This is a genomic window from Bacteroides eggerthii, from assembly GCF_025146565.1.
Taxonomy (GTDB): domain Bacteria; phylum Bacteroidota; class Bacteroidia; order Bacteroidales; family Bacteroidaceae; genus Bacteroides; species Bacteroides eggerthii.
The window spans coordinates 3,276,585-3,290,667 of the sequence record NZ_CP102258.1 but is presented as its reverse complement, the minus strand read 5'-3'; the positions used below and the strand labels follow the sequence as shown (position 1 = coordinate 3,290,667).

The following is a 14,083-nucleotide window of genomic DNA, read 5'->3' as shown; positions in this document are numbered from 1 at the left end:
TATGAAATATGTGATTATTGGCGGTGTTGCAGGCGGAGCCACAGCTGCCGCCCGGCTGAGAAGAATAGACGAGCAGGCTGAAATCGTTTTGTTGGAGAAAGGCAAATACATTTCGTATGCCAATTGCGGATTACCTTATTATATAGGGGGAGTTATTGAAGAACGTGGAAAACTGCTGGTGCAGACTCCTGAATCATTTGGACAACGTTTCCGCATTGATGTGAGAGTGGAGAATGAGGTTGTTGCCATTGATACGGAACGCAAAACACTGGCTATCCGCAAAGCTGGCGGAGAAGAATACGAGGAAACTTATGATAAACTTCTGTTGTCTCCGGGAGCTACTCCTGTGAAGCCTCCGTTGGAAGGCATCCATTCGGAAGGCATATTTACGCTTCGCAATGTGGAGGATACCGACCTGATCAAGTCCTACATTGCGGACAATCAGGTGAAACGCGCCGTTGTGGTGGGAGCAGGATTTATCGGGCTTGAAATGGCCGAAAACCTGCATCATGCGGGCATTTCCGTTTCTGTTGTCGAAATGGGCAATCAGGTTATGGCGCCTATCGACTTCTCTATGGCTGCACATATTCACCAGCATTTAATTCAAAAAGGAGTCTCCCTTTACTTGGAAGAAGGAGTCACGCACTTCCGGCGCGATGAACAGGGAATTACCGTCTTTCTGAAAAGTGGGAAAACGATTCCTGCCGATATGGTACTGCTTTCTATCGGCGTGCGTCCGGCAACGGGGCTGGCGCAGCAGGCCGGTTTGGAACTGGGCGAGACGGGCGGCATCCGGGTGGATGAGCATCTGGAGACTTCTGTCAAAGACATCTATGCCGTAGGCGACGCTATTGAGTATCCTCATCCGCTGACCGGGAAACCCTGGCTCAACTATCTGGCTAATCCGGCTAACCGTCAGGGACGTATTGTGGCCGATAATATGGCATTGGGCAATACAATCTCTTATGAAGGGGCTATCGGCACCTCCATTGCCAAAGTGTTCGATATGACGGTCGCTTCTACCGGGCTTGCTGCAAAGCGCCTGAAACAATGGGGAATGGAGTATCAGAGTTCGGTGACTCATTCCGCTTCTCATGCCGGTTACTATCCCGATGCATTGCCGCTGACTTTGAAACTGACCTTTCACCCGAAAACAGGGAAACTCTATGGAGCCCAGTGTGTGGGGTATGAGGGAGTGGACAAGCGCATTGACCAGATAGCGGGACTTATCAAACGTGGAGGAACCGTTTATGACCTGATGGAGACGGAGCATGCCTACGCACCTCCTTTCTCATCTGCCAAAGATCCTATTGCCATAGCCGGATACGTGGCTTCCAATATAATCAGCGGTGCAATGCCGGTGATCTCTTGGCGTGAACTGGCAGGGAAGAAGGACGGCATAATGTTGATTGACACCCGTACACCCGAAGAATTCTCGTTCGGCACTATTCCGGGAGCTGTTAATATTCCGCTGGATGAGATGCGCGGCCGTTTGTCTGAGATACCCGAAGATAAGCCTGTCGTACTTTTCTGTGCAGTGGGATTGCGGGGATATTTGGCACAACGAATTTTGATGGGGCATGGTTACCGTAACACGGCCAATCTGATAGGCGGGTATAAAACATACTCTGCGGCAGTTGCTCCTGTGCCGGCTCCTGTGCCGCCTGCGGAAGTGTTGCCTGAGGAAGCGTCGTCTGCCACATCTGCTTCGCCACAACCGGTACAGGGCGTTTCTGCTAAAGAACCGCTGAAGATTAATGCTTGCGGCTTGCAGTGCCCCGGACCCATTATGCAGGTGAAGAAAGCGATGGATAGCATTTCTCCGGGCGAACGGGTGGAAATAGTGGCGACCGATGCCGGTTTTGCGCGCGATGCCTCTGCCTGGTGTGCCACTACGGGCAATAAGCTGGTGGAGAAGAAAGAAGAGAAGGGACGCTATACGGTACTGCTTGAGAAGGGAGATGAAACTTGCGCTTGTCCGTCGTCTCTTCCGGCAGCAGGTGGAAGGGGGAAAACTTTAATCCTTTTTAGTGATGATTTAGACAAGGCTTTGGCTACCTTTGTACTCGCTAACGGAGCTGCGGCAACCGGACAGAAAGTTTCGATATTTTTCACCTTTTGGGGGCTGAACGTATTGAAGAAGATACAGAAACCTCGGACGCAGAAAGATGTTTTCGGAAAAATGTTTGGCATGATGCTCCCGTCCAGCTCTTTGAAACTGAAACTGTCCAAAATGAATATGATGGGGATGGGCAGCCGGATGATGCGCTTCCTTATGAAACGGAAAGGAATAGATTCTTTGGAGTCGTTACGTTCTCAGGCGTTGGCGCAAGGCGTTGAGTTCATTGCCTGCCAGATGTCTATGGACATGATGGGGATTCAGCGTGAGGAATTGCTGGACGAAGTTACGATAGGCGGCGTGGCAACCTATATGGAGCGTGCCGATAAAGCGAATGTGAATTTATTTATATAACAGGAATAATGGAAACTTTATGTAGGATCCGCGATATTTACCGGGCGATATCCGAGTTTGAGGTACAATTTATGCAAGAGTTTGATTTGTCATTGAATGAAGGGATGCTGCTATGTACCCTGCTGAATACGCCAAAGCTCACTTCCAGCGAGATAGCGGAAGCGCTTGGACTGTCGGCTTCCAATGCCTCGAAGATTATCCGTTCGGTAGAGGAGAAGAAGCTGATTACCCGTCTGGTGGGAAAAGCGGATAAACGCCAGATGCACTTTGCCCTGACGCCCGAAGGGAAGAACCGTATTACGGTTATAAAAAACAGTACTCCCGAAATCCCGGCTCTATTGCGGGAGATTGTATGACAGGGAAGGAGGGGCCGTTTATTCGTGATGATACGGCCCGCCGTTCAGTATTGTCATGGCCCGGTATAACTGTTCCACAAAGATGAGCCTGATCATCTGGTGGGAAAAGGTCATGCGTGAAAGGGATAGTTTCTCGTGTGCCGCTTCATAGACTTTGGGGGAGAAACCATACGGTCCGCCGATAATAAAAACAAGCCGTTTGTTTACGGTGTTCATCTTGCGCTTCATATAGTCTGCGAACTCTATGGAGCGCATTTCTTTTCCACCCTCGTCCAGCAACACCACCACATCGCCCGGCTGAAGGGCTTTTAATATCAGTTCGCCTTCTTTCTCCTTTTGTACTTCGAAGGAAAGGCTTTTGGTATTCTTCAATTCGGGAATAACCTCCATTTCAAACGAAAGATACCGACGCGTACGCTGTATATAATCATTGATGGCTGTGATGAAGTGCTGTTCTACGGTTCGTCCTACGACGAGCAAAGTCGTTTTCATGTGAATTACTGATTTTCGTGCAAAAATAATTCTTTCCTGTGAGAATGCCGCCTTTCTCTGTGCATTATTTATTTCATCCCATGAGACGGAATAATCCGTCTCATGGGACAAATAAATTCATCTCGTGAGATGAAATAATCCGTCTTGCGGGACGGATAAATTCATTCCGCAGGACGGATTATCCCTTCCATGATGGCTGTGTTTATGGAAGGTTAATAAAATAAAACCGGCCTTTTTTCTTGTTATTTATAAGATTTGCTTACCTTTGCCTATCATTAATACTTGTGAAAATGAATAAACGAGTAGTAATATTATGGGTCTGTTTCTTTGTCTGGGCGGTCTCGCTTATGGCACAAGACGTGCCGGGAGGAGTGGTCGCCGCCTTTAAAAAAGGAAATTCTCAGGAACTGAACGGGTATTTGAGTGACAAGGTAGAGCTGATTCTTGAGGATCGCTCCATCAATGTAGACCGCCGGACAGCAGAGGGGAAGATGGCAGCGTTCTTTTCCGGCAATCAGGTTAGTGGATTCACAGTGAATCATCAGGGCAAACGTGACGAGTCGGGGTTCATTGTCGGCACGCTGACAACTGCGAACGGAAACTTTCGGGTGAATTGTTTCTTTAGAAAAGTGGCAAATAAATATGTAATACACCAAATAAGAATAGATAAAACAAATGAATAAGGAAGAAGAATTGATTGACAGGTTGATTGACCTGGCCTTTGCCGAGGATATAGGCGACGGTGATCATACCACCCTTTCATGTATCCCTGCTACGGCAATGGGCAAATCCAAGTTATTGATTAAAGAAGCCGGTATCCTTGCCGGTATCGAGGTGGCCAAAGAAGTGTTCCGCCGCTTCGACCCTGCGATGAAAGTGGAAGTGTTCATCAATGACGGTGCTGAAGTGAAACCCGGTGACGTGGCTATGGTGGTAGAAGGCAAGGTGCAGTCTTTATTGCAGACCGAACGCCTGATGCTGAACATTATGCAACGTATGAGCGGCATTGCCACCATGACACATAAATATGCCGAGAAGTTGAAAGGTACAAACACGCGTGTGCTTGATACCCGCAAGACAACTCCCGGCATGCGTATTCTGGAAAAAATGGCTGTAAAGATTGGGGGCGGCGTTAATCACCGGATCGGCTTGTTCGACATGATTTTGTTGAAAGACAACCATGTGGATTTCGCCGGAGGCATTGATAAGGCCATTACCCGCGCCAAAGAATACTGCAAGGAGAAAGGCAAGGATCTCAAGATAGAGATTGAGGTGCGCAACCTCGACGAATTGCAGCAGGTGCTTGACTTGGGCGGGGTGGACCGTATCATGTTCGATAACTTCACGCCCGAATTGACAAGGAAAGCCGTTGAAATGGTAGCAGGCCGTTATGAAACGGAGTCTTCCGGCGGCATCACTTTCGACACCTTGCGCGACTATGCCGAATGTGGGGTGGACTTTATTTCGGTAGGTGCTTTGACGCATTCTGTAAAGGGATTGGATATGAGCTTCAAAGCCTGCTGATAAAGGCGAATATAATACAGGGGAAAGCCTCTCATAGGGAATACTGCCCGTTGTTGCAGGTCTATGAGAGGCTTTCCTTATTCTTTTTAACTTCTTTTTAGAGATTCTGTTGCAGCATTCTGCCGAGTGCTGCGTCTAACTAACAAACGACGCAAAGAGGCGTCCGTAAAACGAGCACTGACATTGGAAAATGAGATAGAACTGATAGAGGGCTGCCGGGCAGGAAAGGATTCCGCCCGAAAGGAACTTTACACTCTCTATTCTAGGCAGATGTTGGCGGTGTGTTACCGTTATACGGGCGATATGGATGCGGCGCACGATGTTTTGCATGACGGCTTTATCAAAATCTTCACTCGCTTTACGTTTCGTGGCGAATGTGCTTTGAGTACATGGGTGACAAGAGTGATGGTGACGCAAGCCATTGATTATCTTCGGAAGCAGCACCGTTTCGGGCAACTGGTGGTAAACGAGGAGCAGCTTCCCGATGTGCCGGATGAAGCAAATGTTACTGAAAACGGAAGCCGGCTTACCGAAGAACAGTTGATGGCGTTTGTAGCGGAGCTTCCGGATGGATGCCGCACAGTGTTCAACTTGTATGTGTTTGAGGAGAAGTCTCATAAAGAGATTGCAGAACTGCTCCACATCAAAGAACATTCATCTACCTCGCAGTTGCATCGTGCCAAATGTATGTTAGCAAAAAGAATTAAAGAATATACAGAACATGAGAGAAAATGATGAAATAACAGGGTTGTTCCGTAGCCGTCTGGCAGGTGCGGAAATGACGGTGCGCGAGGGCTTCTGGGAGAAATTGCAGGAAGATGTGGCGTCTCCTGCTGCAAGCCGGAAGAAGGCGGCATTTCTTTCTCCGAAATATTATCGGATAGCGGCTGCCGCATCTGTTATATTTGTGTTGGGAGGCGTTTCGGCAGCTTTTTGGTTTTTCTCTCCGAAAGAAGAAATAAAGGATGCTTTCACACAAGTAGCGGCTTTGACACCGGAAGGCAGTTTGAACGGTGATGTGGCGCAGGAATCTTTCCCTTCTATACATCAGGCCGCTCCCGCCGGACTGAAACCGGGCGCACAACAGCCGGCAAGCGGAACTCCCGTAGGCATGACTGCCCAGTCGGAGGAGGAGAATGGCTCTGTCTCCGTACGGCTTTCTATTACTATCAGGCAGCGTGTGCAGACCGGTGGCGATTATTTCAACAATAATGCCGCTTTGCAGGACGGTAATCCTTATCAGGAAGCCGACAGACAGGTTGATTCGGCTGCTGACGCCTTTTCCACTGTTTCTGCGGGAGAAGAGCAGGATGCTTCTTCTTTAAGGAAGCAACAGTCGCGTAAATGGGCGTTGAAAGCTGCCCTTGGAACGTCTCTGCCTAAGAGGAATCACAATATGCCGTTGACAGCAGGAGTGACGGTGGAACGTAGTCTGAACAACTGGCTTGCTTTAGAAACGGGTATTCAGTATAATCGTTTGCATGCCGACCGTACGCTGCACACTTTAGGAATTCCCGTAAAATTGAATATGACACTGGTAAGTACTCCGAGGGTTGATTTGTATGCTGTTGTGGGAGGGGCTGCCGAGAAATGCATTGCCGGGGCTCCGGATAATGGCTTTAAGGCGGAACCTGTCCAACTGTCAGTTGCGGCGGGAGTAGGGGTGCGCTATAAATTGAGCGACCGTTTCGCTTTATTCGCCGAGCCTTTGGTTTCCCATCATTTTGATACGGAGTCTGAAACTAAAACCTTGAGAACCGAACGTGCCACGAATTTGAACCTCTTGTGTGGAGTACGTATGACTTATTAACCTTAAAGACTGTACAATAAAATGAATACTTTCTGTAGAATATATAAATATGGCTGTGTGGTGCTTGCAATGGCTGCTTGTCTCGTTCTTGTGTCTTGTGGTGAGGCGTCACTGGATTATAATCATCCGGATGTGGAATTGTTCGTGAAACAGTTGCGGACAGGAAAATATTCGGCCCAGAGTCCTGAAGGGCTTAGTAACATTCCCAAGTTCGCCAAAGAGGATATTGAAGAATTGTTGAAGTATGCCGAAGACTTGACGGTGATACCTTCTTTCCCGTTGGCACCTGTGTCCTATTCGGCAGGTGGAAAATTGCGCTTGGGTGAATGTATTTTGTGGACGGTAGAGACTATCCGCTTGGGACATAATGCGTCAATGGGATGCAAAATGGTACACGTTGATGCCGAGAACTATGAAGGCATTTATTTTTTGACGGATGAGGAAGTGCTTGATGCGGCTGCCCGTTATCGTCGCTGGTGGGAAGGACGTAAATATCCGCGTACCATGTGGACGGTTGATCCATGCTATGACGAACCACTCTGTGGAAGCGGCTATATGTGGTGGTGAGTTTTCCCGTATGAGGGTGAGGTATGAAGTATAAGGTATAAAGTATAAAGAATTAATCGGGTGAAATATTTTATTCTCTTTTTAGGGTTGCTTTTTGTGGTAGCCTTTCCCCTTTACGCTCAAGAGTGGACACCGCAAGATTCTTTGCATCTGCGCCGGTTTCTCAGTGGTGAAGGAGAGGTCAGGCTGAATCCGGACGTGTTGAAGGAGATAGGCATTGATTCCCCTTTAGGTTCTCCGAAAGAGGATATGAATAAATCGTGGTTGGAGTTTGATTCTTCTTTACCTGTAATGCCTCAGATGCCGGAGAAAAAAGTAGTGCTTACTTTGCGCCCCTATACTGCAAATACCAAATATAACTGGGATCCGGTTTATCAGAAAAAGATTACAGTGAATAAAAACACATGGAGGAGTAGTCCGTTTTACGAATTGACCAAACTGAAAATTTACACCAACTGGGCTAAGCGTCCGTTGGATGCCGGACCGCGTGAAAGCGTCGAACAAATAGAAGCTACCGGACTGCGCTACATGGTGACTGAGCGTGCCAACAACATGGCGGTGGGCGGCTGGAGAGGAGTTGGAGGCGGCGGTATTTCGGGTGATTTTATGGCTCCTTTCACTAAGGATTTCTGGAATATAAAAGGGCGTAAGCGTCGGGCGTGTACGTTGGAAGTATTAAAAACTTATGGTGATTCCATTAGTGTCCGTCGTAATGATGCAATTATCAAATAAAATATCCTGTCTTTAATTTCTTAAATATTGAACTTTATCTCTCTTCCCCTTGTTCATAAAGATAAACCTTTAAAGGATAAACAATGGATAGAATAACTTCTCTGTTTGGGATAAAATACCCCATCATTCAAGGTGGTATGGTGTGGTGTAGTGGCTGGCGGTTGGCGTCGGCAGTGAGTAATGCCGGAGGCTTAGGCTTATTGGGTGCAGGTTCCATGCATCCTGACACGTTGCGGGAGCATATACAAAAGTGTCGTGCGGCTACGCATCATTCATTTGGGGTGAATATTCCTTTGATGTATCCTCAGATAGAAGAAGTTATGCAGATTGTGGCAGAGGAAGGCGTCCGCATTGTGTTTACGTCTGCCGGTAATCCTAAGTCGTGGACCGGATGGTTAAAGGAGCATGGCATCACAGTGGTGCATGTTGTTTCATCATCGCGTTTTGCCATGAAAGCTGAGGCTGCCGGTGTGGATGCCATTGTGGCCGAAGGTTTTGAAGCCGGCGGACACAACGGGCGTGAAGAAACAACTACGCTTTGTTTGATTCCCTCCGTACGTGCGGCCACTACACTGCCTTTGATTGCGGCAGGTGGCATTACTTCCGGTGAGGCGATTCTTGCGATGCGTGCATTGGGGGCTGAAGGGGTGCAGTTGGGTACACGATTTGCTTTGACTGAGGAAAGCTCTGCCAGCAGGGTGTTTAAAGAGTATTGTTTGCATCTGAAGGAGGGTGATACCCGCTTATTATTAAAAAAATTATCTCCGGTACGTTTGGCGCGTGGCAATTTTCAGCGTGCGGTGGAGGCGGCTGAAGCTGTTGGAGCTACGGAAGAGGAATTGCGTATTCTTTTGTCGAGGGGACGTGCCAAACGCGGTATCTTTGAGGGAGACCTTGAAGAGGGTGAACTTGAGATAGGGCAGGCGGTTGCATTGCTTCATGAGAAAGGAATACAGACGGTAGGGGAGGTTATGCATGAACTGATAACGGATTATCAGCGTGCGTGCGAAACACTTGCCGCCAATATATATGAACGTTTAGAAATTTAAGTCCGGTGGCTGACTTTGACCCGGCAAAATAATTTTGCCTATGATGAGGAGCGGAAGTGATGCATAAGCCTGATTGCCGAATCTGAAAACGAACTTGATAGAATAAAAGCAGCCCGTAGGTTTTCGGGTGCAATCATAATATAAAAGCGAAGTGAAAAACTTCGCTTTTTTTGTTACTTTTCAATATTTCCATTTGTTACTAACCAATATTCCCAGTACCTAAATCAGTATAGCAGGAAAACTTCACTATTATTTGTCGGAAACAGAGGAGGGTAAGGGGGAGGTTTACGGTTTTGTGCCAAGAAAATACTTGAGATAGGGTAGCAGTTAGTTCGTCCAAAATGCACTAAAAACGGTTGCGTTGCGTTAACTTTATGGCGCGTTCATGGGCGTGTTTGTTCCATGTAAAGCGTAATTGTAATCGTATGTAATTAAAGATTGTATCATGTTCGTTGTTGGCTGGATGTCAGCAATTTAATTATAATGTAATAATCAAAGAACTATGGACAAGAATGGACTTTATGGTTTTATGTTATCCGTCATTACGGATATGGAGTTGCAGGGCCGTTACAGCACTGCGCATGTGTATCATTGTGCCTTGAAGTCTGCAATGGGTTACGGAGGCACCTCGTTGCGGATTGAAGACCTCAGCCCTGTGTGGCTGCACAACTATCAGGAGCATTTGTTGCGTCAGGCATTGCTTTGGAACACGATTTCCACGTACATGCGCATGCTTCGTGCGGTGTACAACCGGGCTGTGGATTTGGGGCTTGCCCCTTATATCCCCCGTCAGTTCAAGAACGTGTTTACGGGGCGTCATGTCAATCACCGGCGGGCCTTGAAGAAAGAGGAGATCCGCTTGGTGCTGGTGAAAGGCGCGGCTGAAACTGCGGATGAAGTTAGAACTGCGGTTACATCAACGGCTGCGGATCAGGCTGCGGATCGGGCTGCGGATCGGGCTGCGGTTACATCAACGGCTGCGGATGATGATCAGGATCAGGCTGCGGCTGCAACTGAGAGTACCGACGCAGCAGAAGCTACGGAACCCGTTTCCGCTTCCCGCTGCTCCTCCCGCGACCTCAACTGGGCGCGCGCCTGTCTGGAGCTTATGCTCCGTTTTCATGGCATGCCCTTCGTCGACCTTGCCAACCTTCGCAAGGTTGATTTGCAGGACGGCTACCTGACCGTCCGCCGCCATAAGACAGGCGCGCCCCTTCTTATTGCTGTCGATCCGGCCGCCATGAAACTTCTCCGGCTTTATGCGAGCAAGGACCCTTCCTCTCCCTACCTGCTTGACATTCTCAACGGTCGGCTTTTGGGCAAGGCTGCATATCTGGACTACCAGCATGCCCTGCGCCTGCTCAATTTGCGTCTGGGGCAGCTTTCGCGGCTCTGCAGGCTGGGCAATAAGGTTTCTTCCTATACAGCGCGTCACACGTGGGCCACTATTGCCAAGTCACGCGGGATTCCTGTTGCAGTGATCTCGGAAGCATTGGGCCATGCGTCCGTTTCCACTACGGAGGGCTACCTGAAACGTTTTGAGGATGATGAAATCAAAAGAGCGAATAAGGTAATAATAGATTATATCTTCGGGAAGTAGTTCTCCGGTTATGTAAATGCTATCTTTCTGTAATTCAGCACTCTATGCGGACGTTACTTCATAAGTAACGGATTGATATTTCGCTGCAAATATATACGTAATACTTGAAAAACCAAATAAAATCTCCTTTTTTCTCCACTTTTGCTATGTATTTTGTGTGATAAGCCGGAACTCAGCTTTTTTTTCCTTCATTATGGAGCTTTTGGGACATAGCTTTCCTTCACCTTTCCCTGAGTGAAAGATGAGAGAATATCGTGCATATAATGGCATATTATATACACATAAGTTACTGTACCGCCTTGTGCTTTCCTCTTCCCGTCTTTCTTCCCGCGTGTTTACTTCCGTTACTTATGAAGTAATGGAATTTTCCTTAATATAATAACCTACAATGTTGACAGACAAAACGCAAGCTGCCATCGCCGCCCTCCGGGCGGTTGCCTACTGTGTCCCGCATTCCAGCCCGGATGCCTCCCCTTCTGTTCCGGTGCGGATGTTGCGTGATTTGGAAGATTGCGGCCTGATCCGCCTTCTTCCGGGCGGCAATCCCTCTTCTCCGGGTTCCTATGAATTGTGCAGGAGCTTCTCCTCGCTCTCTCTCTACGACCTGCTGCTTGCTATCGGCGAGGGTGTCTTTCCGGTTTCCCCGGACGCTTCGGAGGAGCATATCCACCGGCGTTTCGGCTACGTTTCGGGCGCTTCGAGGCTCGGTGTCATTAACCATATGCTCCGCACGCTGCTTGACGGTGTCAGCCTGTCGTCCCTTTGACAGATAACCCCAACCCCCGCATTTATGAAGTATAAGAGAACCCTTCAGTTGTTTGCCATTTTCCTTGCATGCGAGTTGTATGCAATGCTGTTCGCCGCTCTGGTTTACTCCTGCGGCAGGGACGGTGAGCGTGGCTCCGGTGCTGTCACTGCGTGTTCGTCTGCCCCGTCCGTCGGGGCTTTGAATGTGAATCTTTTAAACAATCAAACCATATGGGAATAAAAGCTCTGCTGCTACTGCCTGCGATCCTTGCCTTTCCGGGCTATCTTCATGGCGTGGCGGCCTTGCCCGGCACTCTGCCGGGCCCCGATACGCTGTATCGTGATTCTACCTACCTCCGCGTGATCAACGAGGGCTCCACACGCCTGAACTGCTACCTGTCCTATCCTCAGGGCGGCTGGCGTGTGGAGAGTACCTACGGCAACAACTCCTCCGAACTTGCCCGCCTTGCCCGCTTCATCCGTACCTCACTTTCCGACAGTCTGATTTATGTGCGTGAGATCACCCTGACGGGCTACTGCTCCATAGAGGGCAGCTACGCCCACAACGAACGTCTTGCCCGCCGTCGCGCCAACGGTTTCAGGAACTACCTTGATTCGGTATTCGGCCTTTCGAGGCGCTACCCTGTGAGGACATCCTACGTTGGCGAGGACTGGGAGAGGCTCCGTTCCCTTGCCGATTCCTGCGCATCGCTTCCCAGCCGCCGGGAAGTGCTGGAAATCATCGACAATACCGGTATCTTCGACGGCCGCGAAAGGAAGCTGATGGCCTTGCATGGCGGAGTTCCCTATAACTTCATGCTTTCCGAGCTCTTCCCCTTGCTCCGCCGGGTTGAGATACTGGTGGAATACGACCTCCACCGCATCATCGAGGAGCGCTACCGGCGCAAACTTAGCGCTTCCGAGTTGCAGGAGATCCTTGCGCATGAGCGTGCAGTGGCCGCCGCCGAGCAGGAACGCCTTGCCGAACTCCGCCGCCTGGCAGCCGAAAGTCGGCAACGCGCCGAGCAGCTGCGTCTGGCGGAAGAACATGCCGAACAACTCCGCCTGGCGGAGCAGCGCGCCGCCGAAGCCGAACAGGAACGCCTGCGTGCCGAGCAGCTGCGTCTGGCGGAAGAACGTGCCGAACAACTCCGTCGGGCGGAGCAGCGGCGCAACCTTGCCGTTCCCCTGTTCTCCATCAAGACCAACCTTTACGCCCTTTCGGGCATGACCCCCGGTTTCTCCCATACCTCTTTCACTCCCAACCTTTCCGCCGAGTTCTTCTTTGCCGGGCGCTGGTCTGCCGTTGCTTCCGCCGCGTATGCCGACTGGTCCTACGGCAACGGGTCCTATTGGGGCATATCCGCTTACCGCCTTGAGCCGCGTTTCTGGCTGCGTTCGGGCGGCGTCTACCACCTTTTCTACGTGGGCGTCTACGGCCAGTCCGGCGATTTCGACAACCGCAGCACCTCCGACAGCCGCCTTTCCTCCGGTACGGGCAACTGTACGGGCACCTATCTTGAAGGCGGCGTTTCCGCCGGCTGCCACTTCCGCCTGAGTGGCCGCTGGGGCATTGATCTGGGGCTTCGCGGCGGCTTCCGCAGTTCGGATGTCAACACATACGACGTGGAGCTTCCCTATCATTATTTCAACCGTAACTTCCGCAAGAACCGTTTCGGCCTGACGGGTGTGGACATCAGCATCGGCTACCGTTTCGGGCGCAGTGCGAAAGGAGGTGGAAAATGAGAATGCCATGTCTTGTCCTGCTGCTTGTTTCTGCGGCCGCCTTTGCGGGCTGCACCGAAAGGGAGCTGGACCATCGCGCTGCCAGCGGCCGGGTGGAGATAGCCCCCGTCTGGGCCGGGCTGAACCGTCCCTCTTCCGCCGGTTACCGCTTCTATGGTGCGGACAACAAGCCGGCTCCGGTGGAAGGCGCCGTTGCGGAGGCATCCGTCGATTCCTTCTCGGTTGTCCTTCCTGAGGGCCGTTACAGTTGCCTTGCCTACAACACCGATGCTCAAGGCGTCACCTTTACGGGGCTGGACAACAGGCTTCTTGCGGAAGTCCGCCTCTCCTCCGAGGCGCAGCCGGGCAACGTGTACAGTTGGAGCGTGGAGGAGGTGGAGGTCACCTCACGCGGTGATGTCCGCTACACGCCCGTTCCCCTCCGCCTTGTGAAACAGGTTGTCCTCCGCTTCCGGGTGACGGGTGTGGAGGGCGCAACGGTGCTGAACGGCACGCTGAACGGCGTCTATCCCTCGCTCTTCCTGCTTTCGGGCGATCCTCCGGAGCAGAGCATCAGGACGGCTCCCGAAACAGTGGCGCAATATACCGCCACGCTGGTGCAGACCCGGAATACGGGTTCTCCTTCCTACACCGCTTCCGCCGATATCCGCCTGCTCGGCCTTCTCAATCCCCAAAAGGAGGAGGGGAACGGAAATGAAACGGCCTACGACTCCCGCCTGAATCTTGCTGTGCATAACTCCTCCGGTGAGGTGTACAGCACGACGGTGAACATGAACAAGCCTGTCTCCGAAATCATCGATTCCTACGGGGGTGAAATCCCTATCGACAAGACGATAGAGATAGATGTAAGCGTGAACCTGCTCGATATGAACCTTACGGCTGTTGTGCAGGGTTGGAAGGAAGGAAACAGAGAGATAATAATCATAAAATAATTAGATGGTAATCCTTTCATATTCTTTTGTCAATCAGGATGTTATGAGTTTATTT

Annotated in this window: 15 protein-coding genes; 14 read left to right on the top strand and 1 reads right to left on the bottom strand. The window is 50.3% G+C overall.

The annotated features are described in order from the left end of the window. Nucleotide 1: 1 nt before the first annotated feature. Together NQ546_RS13550 and NQ546_RS13545 are read left to right on the top strand one after the other, a co-directional pair. On the top strand, nucleotides 2-2,473 hold the full coding sequence (locus NQ546_RS13550; protein WP_004290554.1) for an FAD-dependent oxidoreductase: 2,472 nt from the start codon (nucleotides 2-4) through the stop codon (nucleotides 2,471-2,473). Nucleotides 2,474-2,481: 8 nt separating this feature from the next. Then, nucleotides 2,482-2,829 (top strand): MarR family winged helix-turn-helix transcriptional regulator, encoded by a 348-nt coding sequence (locus NQ546_RS13545; protein WP_004290555.1) that lies wholly within the window; start codon nucleotides 2,482-2,484, stop codon nucleotides 2,827-2,829. An 18-nt stretch (nucleotides 2,830-2,847) separates the two neighbouring features. Here NQ546_RS13545 and rlmH read toward each other — a convergent pair whose 3' ends face one another. Then, nucleotides 2,848-3,321 (bottom strand): 23S rRNA (pseudouridine(1915)-N(3))-methyltransferase RlmH, encoded by a 474-nt coding sequence (gene rlmH, locus NQ546_RS13540; protein ID WP_004292893.1) that lies wholly within the window; start codon nucleotides 3,319-3,321, stop codon nucleotides 2,848-2,850. A gap of 290 nt (nucleotides 3,322-3,611) precedes the next feature. Here rlmH and NQ546_RS13535 point away from each other — a divergent pair, with 290 nt between their 5' ends. The 12 genes from NQ546_RS13535 (at nucleotide 3,612) to NQ546_RS13480 (ending at nucleotide 14,028) form a co-directional block, all read left to right on the top strand. Further along, nucleotides 3,612-4,004: a DUF4783 domain-containing protein gene (locus NQ546_RS13535; RefSeq protein ID WP_004290557.1), complete on the top strand. Its 393-nt coding sequence runs from the start codon at nucleotides 3,612-3,614 to the stop codon at nucleotides 4,002-4,004. Beyond that, nucleotides 3,997-4,845, top strand: coding sequence for a carboxylating nicotinate-nucleotide diphosphorylase (gene nadC / locus NQ546_RS13530; RefSeq protein ID WP_004290558.1), 849 nt, complete (start codon nucleotides 3,997-3,999; stop codon nucleotides 4,843-4,845). Before NQ546_RS13535 ends, nadC begins: the two co-directional genes overlap by 8 nt. A gap of 183 nt (nucleotides 4,846-5,028) precedes the next feature. Further along, entirely contained in the window at nucleotides 5,029-5,580 is a 552-nt protein-coding gene (locus NQ546_RS13525) for an RNA polymerase sigma factor (RefSeq protein ID WP_004292895.1), read from the top strand. Next, on the top strand, nucleotides 5,567-6,655 hold the full coding sequence (locus tag NQ546_RS13520) for a porin family protein (protein WP_004290560.1): 1,089 nt from the start codon (nucleotides 5,567-5,569) through the stop codon (nucleotides 6,653-6,655). Before NQ546_RS13525 ends, NQ546_RS13520 begins: the two co-directional genes overlap by 14 nt. A 21-nt stretch (nucleotides 6,656-6,676) precedes the next feature. Further along, the gene (locus tag NQ546_RS13515; protein WP_004290561.1) at nucleotides 6,677-7,222 is read left to right on the top strand and encodes a DUF4943 family protein; all 546 of its coding nucleotides are present in this window, start codon (nucleotides 6,677-6,679) and stop codon (nucleotides 7,220-7,222) included. Between the two features lie 60 nt (nucleotides 7,223-7,282). After that, a complete protein-coding gene (locus NQ546_RS13510; RefSeq protein ID WP_004290562.1) occupies nucleotides 7,283-7,954 on the top strand; it encodes a DUF4858 domain-containing protein in 672 nt (223 codons plus the stop codon). An 83-nt stretch (nucleotides 7,955-8,037) separates the two neighbouring features. After that, nucleotides 8,038-9,003: an NAD(P)H-dependent flavin oxidoreductase gene (locus NQ546_RS13505; RefSeq protein WP_004290563.1), complete on the top strand. Its 966-nt coding sequence runs from the start codon at nucleotides 8,038-8,040 to the stop codon at nucleotides 9,001-9,003. Between the two features lie 502 nt (nucleotides 9,004-9,505). Next, nucleotides 9,506-10,603 (top strand): tyrosine-type recombinase/integrase, encoded by a 1,098-nt coding sequence (locus NQ546_RS13500; RefSeq protein ID WP_004290564.1) that lies wholly within the window; start codon nucleotides 9,506-9,508, stop codon nucleotides 10,601-10,603. A gap of 484 nt (nucleotides 10,604-11,087) precedes the next feature. Beyond that, entirely contained in the window at nucleotides 11,088-11,369 is a 282-nt protein-coding gene (locus NQ546_RS13495) for a hypothetical protein (RefSeq protein ID WP_238615334.1), read from the top strand. A 24-nt stretch (nucleotides 11,370-11,393) separates the two neighbouring features. Further along, nucleotides 11,394-11,591, top strand: a complete 198-nt coding sequence (locus tag NQ546_RS13490; protein ID WP_004290567.1) for a hypothetical protein — start codon at nucleotides 11,394-11,396, stop codon at nucleotides 11,589-11,591. Then, nucleotides 11,582-13,096 carry a DUF3575 domain-containing protein gene (locus NQ546_RS13485; protein ID WP_004290568.1) on the top strand — a complete coding sequence of 505 codons (1,515 nt, stop codon included), beginning with the start codon at nucleotides 11,582-11,584 and terminating at the stop codon, nucleotides 13,094-13,096. Before NQ546_RS13490 ends, NQ546_RS13485 begins: the two co-directional genes overlap by 10 nt. After that, on the top strand, nucleotides 13,093-14,028 hold the full coding sequence (locus NQ546_RS13480) for a DUF5119 domain-containing protein (RefSeq protein WP_039953254.1): 936 nt from the start codon (nucleotides 13,093-13,095) through the stop codon (nucleotides 14,026-14,028). The genes NQ546_RS13485 and NQ546_RS13480 overlap by 4 nt, the downstream gene beginning before the upstream one ends. The last annotated feature ends 55 nt before the right edge of the window (nucleotides 14,029-14,083 follow it).